We start from the raw sequence: 16,082 nt of genomic DNA on the forward strand, positions 1-16,082 counted from the left end.
AGGCTCCATGCGCTCAGCCCAGACTCGACTCGTGCCGCAACTTGTCGCCGGCCGGGTTGACCGCTTCGCGCAGGAAGCCGAAACCGGTGCGTCGATCCAGACGGAACAAGGTATTGGTGACGTAGACGTCTTCACGCACGCCGACCACTTCCACCACTTCACTGACACAGCGCCTGCCATCGGGCATGCGGGTCAACTGAATGATTACGTCGAGTGCCGCGCAGATCATCTGCCGCAGGGTGCGTTCGGCCACGGAGCGCCCGGTCAGGCCGACCAGGGTTTCCAGCCGCAGCAGTGCATCCTGGGCGTTGTTGGCGTGTACCGTGCTCATTGAACCGTCGTGACCGGTGTTCATCGCCGTGAGCACATCGAGCACTTCGACGCCACGGATCTCGCCGAGAATGATCCGGTCCGGACGCATCCGCAGGGCGTTGCGGATCAGGTCGCTGGCCTTGACCTCGCCATGGCCCTCGGCATTGGGCGGGCGAGTTTCCAGACGCACCACGTGGGGATGGCCGAGTTGCAGCTCGGCGACGTCTTCGATGGTCACCAATCGTTCGTGGGGGTTGATCAATTGGCTGAGGATATTCAGCAGCGTGGTCTTGCCGGTGCCCGTGCCGCCGCTGATCAGGATGTTGCAGCGCTTGCCCACGGCCTCCTGGAAGCACTCGAAAATCGGCAGGTCGATGGTCTGCATCGCGATCAGGTCGCTGCTCTTGAGCATGTCCTTGCGGAATTTCCGAATCGACAGGCACGGGCCGTCGAGGGCGATCGGGGGGATGATCGCGTTGACCCGGCTGCCGTCCGGCAGACGTGCATCGACCATCGGCGAAGACTCGTCCAGCCGCCGACCGAGTGGCGCGAGAATGCGCTGCATGACCCGTTCGACGTGGTGCGCATCGATGAAGCGCAGGTCACTCTGATGCAGTACGCCTTCGCGCTCGACGAACACCCGGTGCGGGCCATTGACCAGAATTTCGGTTACGGCGGTGTCGCGCAGCAGCACTTCCAGCGGGCCGAATCCGGTCAGTTCATCGACGATTTCTTCCGCCAGCCGCTCCATCTCGTAGCGCGAAATCGCCAGATGCAGACGGGCGATGTATTCGGCGACCTTGTCGGTGACGAATTGCGCCAGCAACTGCCGCGAACCTTCCAGCAGGTTTTTTCCGGACTCCTCGATGGCATCGATGATGTAGCGATGCAGGACCAGTTTCAGACCTTCGTGGTCGGTGTTGCCCGACTGGCCCCGCGCCGGTGCACCGAAGAGTTTTTCCGGGCTCATGAGGTGCCTCGCAACCGGTCGAACCAGGTGACCTTGGGTTTGGCCAAGCCTTCGGAGCGTTTGGCCAGCCGTTCGCCGAGCACCCGCAGGCTCTGGGTGAGTTTCTCCCGGGGTGCCAGTTCAAACAGGCTGACGCCCTGGTTCTTGGCATTCATGCGCAGCTCCGGACTCAAGGCCAGCACCGCGATCACTTCCAGGTTGAAGGTCTTGCCGAGGGTGTCCGCATCCGGCGCGACGTTGCTCAAATAGCGATCGACCAGCAGCCGCCCGTGGTCGAGCTTCATGCCTTTTTCCCGCCACAGATTGAACACCGCCAGGTTGCGCCGGCAATCGAGAACATTCTGGTCGGTGTACCAGATCAGCTTGTCGCAATGGCTGACAAAGGTGCGCAGGGCTTCGCTGTCGGGCTGGCCGGTGAGGTTCACGACAATGTGCTGGAAGTGCTGGCGCAACGCGCTGAGCAACATGAACAGCTCGGCGGCACTGGTGCTCTCCAGCGGTTCGTCATTGTCGGCGTACGCCAGAATCCGCAGCCCCGCTTCGGTGCTGGTGAATGCACTGTCGATCAGTGTGGCGTCGAGCCTGCGCAGGTGGCGCAAGGCATCGCCGAAGTGGAACGAACTCTCCAGCCCCAGCAACGCCAGGCTGTCGCCACGGGGAAGACCGAGATCCAGCAGCAGCGTCTGCTGCCCGCTCTTTTGCACCACCAGCGCCATATGGTTAGCCAGTAACGCGCCGTCGGAACTGCTCTGCACCCCGTACAGAACCGTCAGGCCACCCAGTTGCGTGTTGTGGGGCGCTGGCGGCAGACGCTTGCTCAAGCGGCGCACCAGCCCGGCCACTTCGCTGGAGCGCGAACCATAGGCGACGAAATCCCTTGCCCCGGCGCGCATCGCGTTGAGTACCAACTGGTTGTCCATGCCGTCGCCGAGGGCAACGATCGCCAGCATCGGCTTGGCCTCCAGCGCGCCCTCGATCAGCGCGCTCTGGGCCACCACGTGTTCGCGGTCGAGGCCGACGAACACCAGACTGGCGAAGGTGACGTCCACCAGAGCGAGCAATTCGTCGAGACTGCCGCCACCGGCACTGACCACCTGGCCCAGCGGTGCAAGCGCGCTTTGCAGCCATTCCAGATCGGTGCTGTTGCGGGTGATGGCGAGGAAGGTCTGACTCAGGCTCTGGCTCATTGGGACAACCCGCTGCGCTTGTCGAAGTTACCGTTTTCCAGGAAGAACATGCGGTAGAAATTCGGGTCGTAGTTGCGCAGTTTTTCACCCGGCAACGACGGCAGTTGCGCCTCCGCCGAGAGCGGGCGCACCAGATGCGGGGTGACGATCATCAGCAGCTCGCGCTCTTCGCGCTTGATCTGCGAGCTTTTGAAAAAGGCCCCGAGCACCGGGATATCGCCCAGCCCGGGAAACTTGTCGACCTGGGAACTGTTACTGGTACTGATCAAACCGCTGATGACAAAACTCTCACCATCGGCGAGGGAAATGCTGGTGTCGGTGCGGCGAATGGTCAGGGCGGGCACCGTGGTGCCGGCGATGTTCACCGCGTTGCTGAAATCCAGTTCGCTGACTTCCGGCGCCACCTTCAGGGCGATGCGATCGTGGCTGATGATGGTGGGCGTCAGGGTCAGGCGGATGCCGAATTCCTTGTATTCGATCGATACGTTGTCACTGCCGGAACTGGGCACCGGTATCGGAATCTGCCCGCCTGCGAGGAAGCTTGCGCTTTGCCCATTGAGAGCCACCAGGCTTGGCCGCGCCAGGGTGTAGGCGAACCCACTGCCTTCCAGGGCATTGATGATCGCCATGGTCTTGCCGCCGATCCACGAGAAGTTGAACAGCGAGTTGTCCACCGGCAATCGCGGTTGCGGAACGCCGTCGATGGGCGGCAGGGTGCCGGGGGAACCGAACAGGAAATTACCGCGGGTGCCGATCAGCGAAGCCGAGGCCTGCTTGAGCTTGGTGCGGCTGACTTCGACGAAACGAATGTCGGTCTGCACCTGCGAGGGCAACAGCGCATCATCCGACGGCAGCGCACTGGTGTTGGTGAGGGCCGAGGTGGCGGCGCCCTTGACGAACACCATGCTCTGGCGCGGCTCTCTGGAGCAGCCGGTCCAGACCATGAGACTGGTCGCGCCCGGCGCCACGGCGGTCAGAAGGAACGAGGAATTGCCATTGGCATGCACGTCGGCGATTTTCGGATCGCCGATGGCCAGGCGTGTGATCGCCACCGGTGACTGCATGTCCTGTTGCCAGCCTTCGTTGATTTCGATCACCGGCGGCAAGCGTCCGAGGGCCGCGCAGTTGCCGGTGGCCGCGTGCGCAGCATTGATTGAAAGTCCCATCAGCAGCAAGGCCCGGAGCACGGGATTGAAGGTCGGCCAGGAACGACTCTGCATGCACTTGGATCCTTGCTCAGTCATGGGTTTTGTTGGTTGGTCTGATTGCCGCGAATCACTTCCACTGCGGGTCGTGCCGCCACAGCTTGGTCGCCGCTCGACGACGCTTTCGGCGTTGTCCCCAGCGCCAGCTGCGTGAACTGGAAGAGTTGACTGTTGGCGGCGACCAGTTTTTCCGGTGCCTGACTTTCGCCGGCCCAATACTTGGCCAGGCGCTGTTCCTCACTGCTGCGTACGGCCAGGCGCAACGTCCCGACCTGGGTGGCGAGCATCATTCGACTCAACAATTGTTCAGGCACCGCCAGCACCACGGTGCGCGCGGTAAGCCGGCGCTGGTCCTGTTTGATCTTGTCGTCGGCACTCAACGCAGGGGCGGACGGTTGGCCGTCATTGGTCAGGCCGTATTGCTCGCCGACACCGAGCACGCGCATGGCTGGCACAACGATCTGCGCCGACTGCTGCGGATTGGCGGCGTCCTGGCGCAGGAACAACAACACGTCGACGTAATCCCCGGGGATCAACTGCCCGGCTGCGCCGATCACTTCATCGACCGACACGGCCAGCGCGCGCTCGTCTTTATGGATCATGCGCGCCAGTGTGCCGCCGGCCTCGAAGCTTTCTTCGTTGAGCCAGGTGCCGGCGCTCAGGTGGCGCCACGGAGTGCGGCCCACGGCCTGTTCGATTGTGCCGAGGCTGCCGGCAGGGGCGCTGAGCAGTTTTTCAACGGCCAGGTCGGCGGCAGCAAGAGGGGTGAATGGCGGGACGTCACGCACCAGCACCACGACAGGTTGACGGGTCTGGTCTTCGGCGGCAGCGACGGTTGTTTCGACGGTGACCACCGTCGGCGCGGGAGCCTCGGCCACCGGAGCGGGTTGGCGGCTGAGCACCAGGCCCCAATATCCGACAACGATGGCGCCCAGTAAAAGCAACGCTGCAAGGCCCATGGTCACACGACTGTTCATGACGGCTCTCCCTTTCCTGCTGCACTACCAGCCCGCACTTCCTACCAAGGGAACATCGCAATCAGGCAGCTATGAACATCCAACTATTTCGCTATTTCCACGCTAGCTGAAACAAGCCAAAACGCCATTTCTGACAGGCAAATAACCCACGAAAGTATGGGTGTTGGCCAATTAGCAGTCGAAAAGCAGGGGATGACGAAGCGATTAATCCTTTGTGATTAATCCGTTCTTACAGTTGTTGGGAGGGGGTTTGTTGACAATGCTCAAATGGCACGGTGGAACCTTGCCGCTGTAGCGTGACATCGGCGCCAAAGGCGCGAAGGAGTTGACGTATGTTTCGTATGAGTCTCGACTATCTGGCGGCCAAAGTGCGGCTGTTCCTCAACAGTGAAGAAGGTGCTTCGGCGATCGAGTACGCGATTGTGGTGGCGATGGTGGCGGTGGTGGTCGTAGTGTTCGTGACCCCGATCGGCGCCAAGGTTCTGAACATCTTCAACTCCGTTCTGGTTTCACTCGGTGGTACTGCGGTCACTCGCCCCGTACCTTGATCGCGTTCATCCCGTTGACCTTCGAATCCTGCCTGCAGGTTTTCCGTTCCGCGTCCCGGACCGGAGAATCGCAGGCGACTCTGGATGCGGCAGTCTGAGTGCCCCGGCACGAAGGAGAACCTCCATGCTATTTGAATACTTGCTGTTGCGCGCCCGCCGGTTTCTGCACAGCAGCGAAGGGGCGTCAGCCATCGAATATGCAATTGTGGTGGCGATGGTAGCAGTGGTGGTCGTGGTGTTCGTGACGCCGGTCGGCGCCAAGGTACTGGCCATCTTCAACAACATTCTAGTAGCGCTGGGCGGTACGGCCCAGACTGCACCGGTACAGACACCCTGACTCGATGGCTCGCCAATCTCGCACTACACTCGGTTCCATCATCAGTTTCTCAGGGATTGTCCAATGACTGCTTCTTCACAGCCCCGCCAACAGTTGCTTCTTGTTGACGACGAAGAGGACGCGTTGCTGGAGCTGGCGGAGTTGCTGGAGGGCGAGGACTTTATCTGTCACACCGCGACGTCGGTCAAACTCGCCCTGCATCACCTGACCCGCCATCCTGATATCGCCCTGGTGATCACCGATCTTCGCATGCCGGAGGAAAGCGGCATGTCGCTGATCAAGCGCCTGCGCGAACACACCTCGCGCCAGCATCTGCCGGTGATCGTAACGTCGGGGCATGCGGACATGGAGGATGTCAGCGACATGCTGCGGTTGCAGGTGCTGGACCTGTTCCGCAAGCCGATCTATCACGTGCGGCTGCTGGAGACCCTGGACAATCTGTTTCCCAAGCCAAAGATCAATATCTCCTGAGTGCTCACGCAGCTTCTACTTCGAATACGCCGATCTTGAAATTGACGCCATCCCTTTGACATTTTGATGGTGTCGAAATGATGGCTCGTGTACATTCCCCGCGCCCAAACCGGACGACCTGGTGGGTTCGGTAGGGATGCCTGAGTGAAATTGATACCCCCTGCTGAAACTGTTTTTCATGTTTTGGAAGGGAATCTCGATTGAACACTGATCGCTTGTGCCGCTCGTTACTGGCGCTGTCTGTTGCTGCAACTTCGCTGCACGCGGGCGTTGTTGCCGCTGCCGGCGCCAATTTGAGCTACGACCTGAGCGGCGGGCCATTGAACAGCAACCTGCAGAACTATGGTCTGATCGACCTGCGTGGCAACGGGACGATTGCTCCCGGCGCGCCTTCGACGCTGACCTATGGCGCTCAGTTTTTGGGGCTGACGGCAGACCAGTTGCGTAACAACGACAGTATCCGCATTGACGGGGCCAAGTTTGGCGTGGGCATTGCGCTGGGGGCTTCCGGTGTGACGCCCAGCAAAATAGCCGGGAACCTGATCAACAAGGGTTCGATCTCGGTCAATGGACTGGCTGGATCGGGCACCTCCACCGGGATTTCGGATATGGGCAGTGAGCTGAACGGCTCGCTCAGCAACGATGGGCTGATCGAGGCCAGCGGGGCGAGTTCCAGCGGTGTGATGCTGGTGCAAACCAAACTGAATGGCATCGGCAACAACGGCACGATCAGCGCCAGCGGGTCGGACGCGCTGGGGTTGTTTCTTGACGGTGCCACGCTCAAGGGGAGCGTCAATAACTTCGGGACTATTCGCGCCACCGGGGCGAACGCTGAGGCGGTGACGTTTGAAGGCGTGAACTTCAATACCTCTGCCAGTACAGCGATCTTGAACCTGTCCAACTACGGCACGATTTCCGGCGAGTCCATTGGCGTGCACGTCAGCGGTCAGGCAGTGGGTGCGAGTCCTTTCACCATTTATCAACTGTTCGGTTCGATCGAGGGTGGCACGGCGGCAATCCAGGTCGATGACGGCGAAAGCTATTTCGACTTTTTCGGCGGTACGGTCAAAGGGGATCTGATCGGTCTGTCCGGCGTGATCATCGACGGCGATGCGGTTTTCGACGGTTCGACCATCAAGTCCGGTTACGTGACTATCGAGGACGGCACGCTGACGCTGGTGAAGCCGCACACCACGATCATCGGTGACTTCGACATGGAAGAGTCCGACTCGGTGCTGGAAATGTACCTGGGCAATGACACCAATCCGGCGCTGCCGGTGTTGAAGGTCACGGGCACTACCGATATCGCGCCGGGTGCGACGTTGCGTCTGTTGGCGCGTTCCAGTGATTTCCGGGTGACGCCGGGTGGTACGAAGTACACCCTGATCAGCTCGGGCAGTCTTGTCGGCGGCAATAACCTCACCGTGACGTCTTCCTCTGCTTTGCTGGATGTGAAGAGTTTCGGGGTCGTGGGCAATGACATCACGTCGGTGGTGACCAACAAGTCCGAAGAGGTGCTGGCGCAAAACACCCTTGTGGCGGGTGGCAGTCGCAATGCGGCAACGGCAGTGGGCCGCGTGTCGAGTCTGTTGTCGCGGCTCGATGAGCAGGACCCGGTGTTCCAGGCGTTCGCCAACGCCAGCACCGATGCGCAACTGGCGCGGTTGTCCGAAACCCTCAGCCCGGATGTCAGCCGTGGGGTGCTTCACGCGGCTACCAACAGTCAGACGCTGGTGTCGGGTGTCATCAATGAGCGTTCCAGTCGCGCCCGTAACGCCGGCGTGCCGACAGACAAAGGTGTCTGGCTGCAAGCCTTGAGCAGTGATGCCAACCAGGATGAGCGTCGTGGTGTCAGTGGTTACGATGCCGACAGCCATGGCATCGCCGTGGGTGCCGATGGTCAGTTGAATGCCGATCTGGCGGTCGGTCTGGCGTACAGCTACCTCGACTCCGATGTGAAATCCGATCGCGGCAACAAGACCCAGGTCACCGGCCATGCGCTGACCCTGTACGGCAACTGGACCCACGACAACTGGTTCGTCGATTCGTCGCTGATGTACGGCTGGAACGACAACGAGTCGCGCCGTTACATCGCCGGCACCCGCGCCAAGGGTGATTACGAGAGCAATGTGTTCGGCGTGAGTGCGCTGGCCGGTTACAGCGTGCACCTGATGCCGGATGTGGTGCTTGAGCCGCAGGTCGGGGCGCGTTACGCCAACGTGGGCATGGACAGCTATCGCGAGAAGGGCAGTTCGGCCTCGCTGAATGTCGGCAGTCAGCGTTATGAAGTGGGCGAAATGGGTGTCGGTGCACGTCTGGCCGCTGCGTTCGATGTGGGCACCGGCAGCCTTGAGCCCGAAGCGAAGCTGATGGCCTGGCATGACGTCATTGGCGACAAGACCGGCACCACGTCGTCGTTCGTGCTGGGTGGTGATTCGTTCACCAGCCGTGGCACCACCCCGGTGCGTGACAGTTATGAACTGGGCTTGGGCGCCAACTACCGGATGGGCGCGTGGAGTCTCGGCGGGTCGTACAACTACGTGACCGCCAGCGGTTTTGACGCTGACGGTTTCACGGCAAAAGTACGCTACGCCTTCTGATTCAGCGGTCGATCGTGCTACAGCTGATAGCTGAAACTGATGCTGTAGCGCGGCCGGCGATTGAAGGTGTCCAGCGCTTCATCCGACATCGCCTTGGCCGCTTCCAGGGCGATGTTGTAGTACTTCGCATCGCCAAATCTCAGGCCGACTGCCGCCGATGACAGGTTGTTGGCCTGCACCGGCAACTCATTGAACCAGCTTCGCGAGCGGTCGAGCACGAAGTACGGTTGCAGGATGCGCACCCAGTTGCCGTCGCGGTTGAAGCTGTAATTGATCTCGTAAGCCACGCCCCAACCCTTGTCGCCGGACGCCTGATCGTCGGGATAACCGCGGCCGAAATTCTGCCCGCCGAACACAGCGCGCTCACTGTCCGGCAGGGTGTCACGGCTCCAGTACAACGCAGCCGACAGCACCCCTTGCCAGTTGTCGAGGAACTTGTCGCTCTGCACCCCGGAAAGTCGTACCCGAAAGAAGTCGAGGTCGATGGCGCTGTTGTTGGTATGCGCACCCAGGCTGTCGAACCCTTGATACACGCCGCCACTGAGGATGCGCAGTTGTCGGGCATCGACCTTGCGCCAGTCGCTTTCGAAGGCGAGGGCGCGGATGTCGGTGCGTTCTTCGACGCTCAGCGGGTAGCCGATCACGTTGTAGCGGGTCTTGTCGTTGACCGCGTACAGGCGCGATCCGGCGGTCAGCAGTTCATCCGAGGCGGCAATCAGCGGCAGGGTGAAACCGAGCGAATAACGGTCGTTTTCGCGGTGCGGCTTGAGTTCCAGTCCGTTGCTCAACTGCACGTTGGTGCCGGGATCGGCGCGGTAGCGTGAGGCCGACAGACTCAGCTGCGCACCTTCGTCGTTGATGAACTGGTTGTAGTCCAGCCGGTAGTAATGCTCGTGATCATCCCCCGGTGGAAAAAGGCCGCTGAGGCTCAACTGTTCGCCCATCGACGTTTGTGAATTGCTGCTGACGCCGAGCAACGCCTGGGTGCCATTGCGGTTGTCTTCGGTGGTGCTCAGGGTGCTGGTGAACGGCTTGCGACTGGCCTGGGCCACCAGCGTCGTTGCACCGTCGGTGGTGCCGGGCGGCGGCACCTGGGCCTGGATCGTCACGCCGGGAATGCGGGTCATCAGCGTGGTGTAGCGCTCGAACGTCTTGCGCGTCAGCGGGCGTTCGGCCTGGAGCTTGGCGGCCAGTCGGTCGAGCAGGGCTTTGACCCGTCCGACGTCGCCGGCGATCTGCACGTCGCGCACGTAACCTTCCACCAGCACGACGCGCGCCACGCCGTCATCGAAGGTCTGCTGTGGCAGAAAGGCGTAGGACAGCAGATAACCGTCCTGCTGGTAGCGACGGGTGATCGTGCGGGTGGCTTCGATCAGGTCGGCGAGGCTGCTCTCGCGGCCGATCAGCGGTTTGTAGATTTCGGCCAGTTCGTTCAACGGGTAGAGCGTGCCGCCTTCGATCTGCACGGTCCTGAGGTTGATCTTCGTGCCCATCAGCAACGGCTGCGTGGCCGTGGCACCGGGCTCCGGCACTTGCAGCGGCGCGGCGTTCGGCCGGTAAGCGTCGGCGGGCAGGTTCGGCACCGGCAGGTTGCGAATGGTTTCGTTGCTGTTGAGAAAGCTGGGCAGGGTGTCGGCGAGGGCGGTGGAACTGAGACTGAGCAACATCAGGGATGCCATGACGCGCATAGGACACTCCATGTTCAAACCCGCAGCACGGGGCAGGGTTTCTCCTAAGAAAAAAGCGGAAGACTCGTGGGAATCTTCCGCCCTCAACCAAGCGTAGGCGCTGTAGGTAAGGCCGTCGAATCGGCCAGGTGCAAATCAGCGATTGTTGCCTCCCAGGGCGCCGGTCAGGCCACCGAGAACTCCACCCAGTCCGCCGCCAGTCCCGGTGGCAGTGCCACCGTTGACCAGCCCGCCGACCGCAGTGACCGTGTTGCCCACCGTGGTGACAGTGTTACCGACCGCCGCCACGACCGGATTGCTGTTGGTGCCGGCGATCGCGTTGCCCAGATTGCCGACGGCGCCGCCAACCTGACTGGTGAGACCCGCGACCGGAGAGCCGAGCCCGGTGGCGGCACCGACATTCTGGGTCAGGCTGGTGACCGCAGTGGTAACCGGCGCAAGTCCGGCGCCCACGTTGTTGCCCAGGGTTGCCAGGGGAGTGGTCGGGCTGGTGATCGGCGATCCCGAGCCGCCGAGCACGGTGTTGAGTGAAGCCACGGTATTACCCGCCGCAGCCAGCACACCACCCGGTGCGGCGAGACTGCCATTGCCGCTGCTCAAGCCTGCGCCGACGTTGACCACGGCGCCGCCGACGGTTTGCAGCAGGCCATTGCTGCCCAGACCGCCACCGACGCCCGTTCCCGAACCGGTCCCGTTGTTCACCAGCCCGCCAGCCTTGCCGACAGCGGTGCCGACATTGCTCAGGGCTCCGCCGACGGTGTTGGTCAGGGCGTTGCCATTGCCGGCGTCGGTGACTTTGTCGCCTACTCCATCGACGGTGCTGCCGACTTTCTGCAGCAGGCCGTTCACCGGAGCGCCCAGGCCCGTGGCACTGCCGAGTTTGTCCGTGGTGCTTTCGACCATGGCAATCACCGGCACCAGTTTGCTGCCCACTTCTTTGGTGACCGAGCCGAGCGGGCCGGTGGTGGTAGCGGTGCTGAGCGTGTCGCCGAGCATGGTGACCCGTTCACCGACGCCATTGAGCACCGGTGCTACACGGGTGACCACGCCGCCGACTACCGGAACGCTGCCCGTGGCGGTCGCCAGTTTGCCGCTCAGGTCGGACACGCCGTTGCCCACATCCTGCACCACGCCGCCGACCGCCGAAGCGGTGACGCCCAGGCCATTGTCGGTGGTCGCCAGTTTGCCGATGCCGTTGGCCACGCCGTCGCCCAGGGTGGTCACCACGTTGCCGGCGGTTTTGGCGGCACTTTGCACCACGCCACCGACAATCGGCACGCCGCTCAGGGAGTCGCCGACCTGGCCGACACCATCGCCGACGCCGCTGACGGTATTCCCGACGTCCTGCACCAGTGTGGTGGTAACCAGAGGGGTCGGAGTGCTCGGATTGGTTGGGTTGGTCGGATCTGTCGGGTTGGTCGGATTAGTTGGATTGGTCGGATTGGTCGGATCTGTCGTCCCTCCAGTGCCACCAGTGCCACCAGTACCGCCAGTGCCTGCGGTATCTCCGGTACCACCCGTGCCACCGGTGCCGCCAGTACCCGCAGTCGAACTGTCGGGGGAAGAACTGTCGGAGCTGCTGTGATGACCGCCGCCGCCACTGCTGCAACCGGCCAGACCGAGAGAGAGAATAAGGGCCAGTGCTGTTGCCGACTTGCACCACGCCTGAGCTTTCATGTGGGTTTTCATGAGGGTTGTTCCTTGCACCTGTGACAACGTTCGTTGACTTCGACGGCTCGCCGGTTCTGTTGCCGGCAATGCCTTCGTCCGTTGTGCTCATATCAGTCGCAAGGCTGGATCCACGCCATTCTCAAGTTGGTATTAACGCCTTTATGCAGGGGGCGGCGAGTGCCCCCTAACGACTAATACCGAGGATATAGGCGAGCAAAAAAAAGCCTTGAAAATCAAGGCTGGCTGTTGGCGAAGAAGTTGTTCGCGGCGCGGGAAAACTTAAGTGATATATACACAATTGAGCAGGTTTTCCCGGCCTCGATGTCAGGCTACCGGCTGCCAGTTGCCCACCATGTGCTCCAGATCCCCGGCGCCGATCAGGCGTAACTCACCGCTGGAACCGGCCGCGCTGGCGAACAGGCTCACCTCGCTCGGCAGGCGCACCGGTTTGCGAAAGTGCACGGTGACCTCAAGGTTGGCCTTGGGCAGATGATCCGCCAGCGCCGCCAGCGTCCGGGCCTTGTTCCACAGACCATGAGCGATGGCGGTTGGGAAACCGAACAGCTTGGCGCTGGCGGCACTCAAGTGGATCGGGTTGTAGTCGCCGGAGACTTTCGCGTACTGCCGGCCGATGTCCGTCGGCGCGTTCCATTGCGCCACTTGCGCGAGGGGCAGCGTCGGCTCCCAGGTCTGCTCGACCGCTTCGCCTTCGAGCTTCACGCCACGACAGAGCATCCGGCTTTCGGCTTCCCACAACGGGCCGAGTTGATCGTCGAGGGTGGTCAGCAGATCGAAGGTCGCGCCCTTCGGATGCGGTTGCAGGTTATGCACCCGGACGCTGACTTGTGCGCGACTGATCCCGCCCATCGGCCGCAATACGCGGATGCGGTTGCTCAGATGAATCAGCCCCAGCAGCGGGAACGGAAACTCCTTGGCCGTCAGCAATTGCATCTGCAGGGCGAACGCCAGGATATGCGGATAGGTCGGCGGCAGCAGGCCGTCATCGGCGAAACCGCAGACCTTGCGATACGCCGCCAGACGTTTGCCATCCACCTCGACGGCGCAGCGCAAGCCGCTGTCGGGCAGGGTGGTGCCGGTGATTTTGCGTCGGGTCGCCGCCCGGGCATACAGCCCCGGCAGGCTCGGCTCGTGGTGCAGGGTTTGCCATTCGATGGTCATGTTCAGGCCCCCAGCACGCTTTGACCGCACACCCGCAACGCTTGCCCGGTGAACGCGCCGGTGCCCGGCTGGGCCAGCCAGGCCACGGCCTCGGCGACGTCTTGCGGCAGGCCACCCTGACCCAACGAACTCATGCGGCGCCCGGCTTCACGCAGGCCGAACGGAATGTGCGCGGTCATCTGGGTCTCGATGAAACCCGGCGCCACGGCGTTGATGCTGATGCCGCGTTCCAGCAGCGTCGGCGCCCAGGCCTGGGCCAGTCCTATCAGCCCGGCCTTGCTCGCCGCGTAATTGGTCTGCCCGCGATTGCCGGCGATGCCGCTGATCGAGGCGAGCAGAATCACCCGGGCGTTATCGCGCAAGGTGCCACTGTCGAGCAGGGCCTTGGTCAACACTTGCGGTGCTTTGAGATTGACCGCGAGCACCGCGTCCCAGAACTCGGGCGTCATGTTGGCCAGGGTCTTGTCGCGGGTGATGCCGGCGTTGTGCACCAGAATGTCGAGGCCGTCCGGCAACTGTTCGATCAGTTGCGTAGCGGCGTCTTCGGCGCAGATGTCGAGGGTGATGGCGCGCCCGCCGAGGCGAGCGGCCAGGGCTTCGAGATCGGTTTTCGCGGGCGGCACGTCGAGCAGGATCACCTCGGCGCCGTCACGGGCCAAAGTTTCGGCGATGGAGGCGCCGATGCCTCGCGCCGCGCCGGTGACCAGCGCCTTGCGCCCGGCCAGCGGGCGGGTCCAGTCGGTAACTTGAGTGGCGCAGGCCGTCAGACGAATCACTTGCCCGGAGACAAATGCGCTTTTTGGCGAGAGGAAAAACCGCAGCGGTCCTTCGAGCTGATCCTCGGCGCCTTCGCCGACGTAGATCAGTTGCAGCGTGCCGCCGCTGCGCAGCTCCTTGGCCAGCGAGCGGGAGAAACCTTCGAGCGCGCGCTGCGCACTGGCGGCAAACGGTTCGCGCAGGGTTTCCGGGGCGCGGCCGAGGATTACCAGATGCGCGCTGCTGTCGAGGTTCTTCATCAGTGGCTGGAAGAATTCGCGCAGCTGTTTGAGCTGGTCGGTGTGCTGCAAATCGCTGGCGTCGAACACTACGGCCTTGAGTTTCGGGCCATGGCCGGGAATCCATTGGGTGGCGGTCGCCGGTTGGTCGCCGTAGCGGTAGATCGCGTCGGTCAGGCGATTGGCGAAGGTGCTGACCCGCTCGGCCAGCGGCCCGCCGCCGATTAGCAGCGCACCTTCCACCGGCCGCAGGCGCCCGGCCTGCCAGCGTTCCAGCCTCACCGGCGACGGCAGGCCCAGGGCTCCGACCAGGCGGTGGCCGATGGACGAGTTGGCGAAGTCGATATAGCGGTCAGACATGGAACGCTCTCCAGAAGATGGGGTTCAAAGTGTGGACTGCGAAGGGCAATCAATCGTTCGATCCACGCAATAAGGCCTACGCTAGAACAGCAGAGTAGTTTGCCCTCGGCGCTTTTGTGGCCCGACCGGGTTTTCAGCGCTCGATTTTCAGTCCGGATATTTCACAAGGAGCATTTCATGAGTCAGCTGCGCCGCGTCGCGATCATTGGTGGCAACCGCATTCCGTTCGCCCGTTCCAACGGGCCGTATGCCACCGCGAGCAATCAGGTGATGCTCACCGCCGCCCTCGAAGGCCTGATCGAACGCTACAACCTGCACGGCCAGCGCATCGGCGAAGTGGTCGCGGGAGCGGTGCTGAAATTGTCACGGGATATGAACCTGACCCGCGAATGCGTGCTCGGCTCGCGCCTGTCACCGGCGACCCCGGCCTATGACATTCAACAGGCCTGCGGCACCGGCCTGGAAGCGGCGTTGCTGGTGGCAAACAAGATCGCCCTCGGCCAGATCGACTGCGGGATTGCCGGCGGCGTCGACACCACGTCGGACGCGCCGATCAGCGTCAGCGAAGGCCTGCGCAAGATCCTCCTGCAAGCCAACCGCGCCAAGACCACCGGCGACAAGCTCAAGACCTTTCTGCAATTGCGCCCGAAACACCTGATCCCCGAATTCCCGCGCAACGGCGAACCGCGCACCGGCCTGTCGATGGGCGAGCACTGCGAGTTGATGGCGCAGACCTGGAACATCCCCCGCGAAGAACAGGATCAACTGGCCTTCGAAAGCCATCACAAACTGGCGGCGTCCTACAGCGAAGGCTGGCACAACGACCTGATGACCCCGTTCCTCGGCCTGACCCGCGACAACAACCTGCGCCCGGACCTGACCCTGGAAAAACTCGCGACCCTGAAACCGGCCTTCGAGAAAAGCGCCAAGGGCACGCTGACCGCCGGCAACTCCACGCCGTTGACCGATGGCGCGTCGGTGGTGCTGTTGGGCAGCGAGGAGTGGGCGAAGGAACGTGGTCTGCCAATCCTTGCGTATCTGCGCGACGGCGAAGCAGCGGCGGTGGATTTCGTCAACGGCGCCGAAGGACTTTTGATGGCGCCAGTGTACGCGGTGCCACGCTTGCTGGCGCGCAATGGTTTGACCTTGCAGGACTTCGACTACTACGAAATCCACGAAGCCTTTGCCGCGCAAGTGTTGTGCACGTTGAAGGCCTGGGAAGATCCGGAATACTGCAAGACCCGGTTGGGGCTGGATGCGCCGCTGGGCTCGATTGATCGCAGCCGTTTGAACGTCAAGGGCAGCTCGCTGGCGGCGGGGCATCCGTTTGCCGCGACGGGCGGGCGGATCGTGGCGAACCTGGCGAGTTGCTGGATGCGGCGGGGCAGGGGCGGGGGTTGATTTCGATTTGTGCGGCGGGGGGCAGGGTGTGACGGCAATTATCGAGCGCTGAAAAAGCAGCCCTCACCCCAGCCCTCTCCCGGAGGGAGAGGGGGCCTACCGAGTTGTCTTACGCTGTACATCGACCTGAAAGATCAGCGTCGATTATGGATTCAACAACGCTCGTTCAGGTCGGCGGATT

The 16,082-nt window shown here is 62.4% G+C and carries 12 protein-coding genes and 1 pseudogene; 5 read left to right on the forward strand and 8 right to left on the reverse strand.

What is annotated here, in order from left to right:
* Nucleotides 1-13: 13 nt before the first annotated feature.
* From ABFB52_RS04355 to cpaB, 4 genes are read right to left on the reverse strand one after another with little or no spacing between them, the layout of a single operon-like run.
* The gene (locus ABFB52_RS04355; RefSeq protein ID WP_085748612.1) at nucleotides 14-1,282 is read right to left on the reverse strand and encodes a CpaF family protein; all 1,269 of its coding nucleotides are present in this window, start codon (nucleotides 1,280-1,282) and stop codon (nucleotides 14-16) included.
* Nucleotides 1,279-2,469, reverse strand: a complete 1,191-nt coding sequence (locus ABFB52_RS04360) for a pilus assembly protein (protein ID WP_085748611.1) — start codon at nucleotides 2,467-2,469, stop codon at nucleotides 1,279-1,281. The genes ABFB52_RS04355 and ABFB52_RS04360 overlap by 4 nt, the downstream gene beginning before the upstream one ends.
* Nucleotides 2,466-3,689, reverse strand: coding sequence for a type II and III secretion system protein family protein (locus ABFB52_RS04365; protein ID WP_085748610.1), 1,224 nt, complete (start codon nucleotides 3,687-3,689; stop codon nucleotides 2,466-2,468). The genes ABFB52_RS04360 and ABFB52_RS04365 overlap by 4 nt, the downstream gene beginning before the upstream one ends.
* A gap of 20 nt (nucleotides 3,690-3,709) precedes the next feature.
* Nucleotides 3,710-4,651, reverse strand: a complete 942-nt coding sequence (gene cpaB / locus ABFB52_RS04370) for a Flp pilus assembly protein CpaB (RefSeq protein ID WP_085748609.1) — start codon at nucleotides 4,649-4,651, stop codon at nucleotides 3,710-3,712.
* A gap of 341 nt (nucleotides 4,652-4,992) precedes the next feature.
* Between cpaB and ABFB52_RS04375 the strand changes: the two genes are divergently transcribed.
* From ABFB52_RS04375 to ABFB52_RS04390, 4 genes are all read left to right on the forward strand, one after another.
* Nucleotides 4,993-5,199 (forward strand): Flp family type IVb pilin, encoded by a 207-nt coding sequence (locus ABFB52_RS04375; protein WP_085748626.1) that lies wholly within the window; start codon nucleotides 4,993-4,995, stop codon nucleotides 5,197-5,199.
* Between the two features lie 124 nt (nucleotides 5,200-5,323).
* Entirely contained in the window at nucleotides 5,324-5,536 is a 213-nt protein-coding gene (locus tag ABFB52_RS04380; protein WP_085748608.1) for a Flp family type IVb pilin, read from the forward strand.
* A 63-nt stretch (nucleotides 5,537-5,599) separates the two neighbouring features.
* Nucleotides 5,600-6,007, forward strand: coding sequence for a response regulator (locus ABFB52_RS04385; protein ID WP_085748607.1), 408 nt, complete (start codon nucleotides 5,600-5,602; stop codon nucleotides 6,005-6,007).
* A gap of 200 nt (nucleotides 6,008-6,207) precedes the next feature.
* Nucleotides 6,208-8,607: an autotransporter domain-containing protein gene (locus ABFB52_RS04390; RefSeq protein ID WP_085748606.1), complete on the forward strand. Its 2,400-nt coding sequence runs from the start codon at nucleotides 6,208-6,210 to the stop codon at nucleotides 8,605-8,607.
* Nucleotides 8,608-8,624: 17 nt separating this feature from the next.
* Here ABFB52_RS04390 and ABFB52_RS04395 read toward each other — a convergent pair whose 3' ends face one another.
* The 4 genes from ABFB52_RS04395 to ABFB52_RS04410 form a co-directional block, all read right to left on the reverse strand.
* On the reverse strand, nucleotides 8,625-10,295 hold the full coding sequence (locus ABFB52_RS04395) for a POTRA domain-containing protein (protein WP_085748605.1): 1,671 nt from the start codon (nucleotides 10,293-10,295) through the stop codon (nucleotides 8,625-8,627).
* Between the two features lie 135 nt (nucleotides 10,296-10,430).
* On the reverse strand, nucleotides 10,431-11,972 hold the full coding sequence (locus ABFB52_RS04400; RefSeq protein ID WP_085748625.1) for a collagen-like triple helix repeat-containing protein: 1,542 nt from the start codon (nucleotides 11,970-11,972) through the stop codon (nucleotides 10,431-10,433).
* A 318-nt stretch (nucleotides 11,973-12,290) separates the two neighbouring features.
* On the reverse strand, nucleotides 12,291-13,145 hold the full coding sequence (locus ABFB52_RS04405; RefSeq protein WP_085748604.1) for a MaoC/PaaZ C-terminal domain-containing protein: 855 nt from the start codon (nucleotides 13,143-13,145) through the stop codon (nucleotides 12,291-12,293).
* Between the two features lie 2 nt (nucleotides 13,146-13,147).
* A complete protein-coding gene (locus tag ABFB52_RS04410) occupies nucleotides 13,148-14,500 on the reverse strand; it encodes a 3-oxoacyl-ACP reductase (RefSeq protein WP_085748603.1) in 1,353 nt (450 codons plus the stop codon).
* 177 nt (nucleotides 14,501-14,677) lie between these two features.
* On the opposite strand from ABFB52_RS04410, the pseudogene ABFB52_RS04415 reads away from it, so the two are divergent.
* A pseudogene (locus tag ABFB52_RS04415) lies at nucleotides 14,678-15,953 on the forward strand (acetyl-CoA C-acetyltransferase).
* Nucleotides 15,954-16,082: the final 129 nt, after the last annotated feature.

The sequence above is a fragment of the Pseudomonas sp. 9.2(2024) genome (genome assembly GCF_039695385.1).
In the GTDB taxonomy this organism is placed as follows: Bacteria; Pseudomonadota; Gammaproteobacteria; order Pseudomonadales; family Pseudomonadaceae; genus Aquipseudomonas; species Aquipseudomonas paraglycinae.

What these genes read in the sequence shown, in the direction of transcription:
- cpaB (WP_085748609.1), bottom strand. Translation starts at nt 4,651, where the DNA reads ATGAACAGTCGTGTGACCATGGGCCTTGCAGCGTTGCTTTTACTGGGC.
- ABFB52_RS04410 (WP_085748603.1), bottom strand. Translation starts at nt 14,500, where the DNA reads ATGTCTGACCGCTATATCGACTTCGCCAACTCGTCCATCGGCCACCGC.
- ABFB52_RS04360 (WP_085748611.1), bottom strand. Translation starts at nt 2,469, where the DNA reads ATGAGCCAGAGCCTGAGTCAGACCTTCCTCGCCATCACCCGCAACAGC.
- ABFB52_RS04380 (WP_085748608.1), top strand. Translation starts at nt 5,324, where the DNA reads ATGCTATTTGAATACTTGCTGTTGCGCGCCCGCCGGTTTCTGCACAGC.
- ABFB52_RS04355 (WP_085748612.1), bottom strand. Translation starts at nt 1,282, where the DNA reads ATGAGCCCGGAAAAACTCTTCGGTGCACCGGCGCGGGGCCAGTCGGGC.
- ABFB52_RS04400 (WP_085748625.1), bottom strand. Translation starts at nt 11,972, where the DNA reads ATGAAAGCTCAGGCGTGGTGCAAGTCGGCAACAGCACTGGCCCTTATT.
- ABFB52_RS04405 (WP_085748604.1), bottom strand. Translation starts at nt 13,145, where the DNA reads ATGACCATCGAATGGCAAACCCTGCACCACGAGCCGAGCCTGCCGGGG.
- ABFB52_RS04395 (WP_085748605.1), bottom strand. Translation starts at nt 10,295, where the DNA reads ATGCGCGTCATGGCATCCCTGATGTTGCTCAGTCTCAGTTCCACCGCC.
- ABFB52_RS04385 (WP_085748607.1), top strand. Translation starts at nt 5,600, where the DNA reads ATGACTGCTTCTTCACAGCCCCGCCAACAGTTGCTTCTTGTTGACGAC.
- ABFB52_RS04365 (WP_085748610.1), bottom strand. Translation starts at nt 3,689, where the DNA reads ATGCAGAGTCGTTCCTGGCCGACCTTCAATCCCGTGCTCCGGGCCTTG.
- ABFB52_RS04375 (WP_085748626.1), top strand. Translation starts at nt 4,993, where the DNA reads ATGAGTCTCGACTATCTGGCGGCCAAAGTGCGGCTGTTCCTCAACAGT.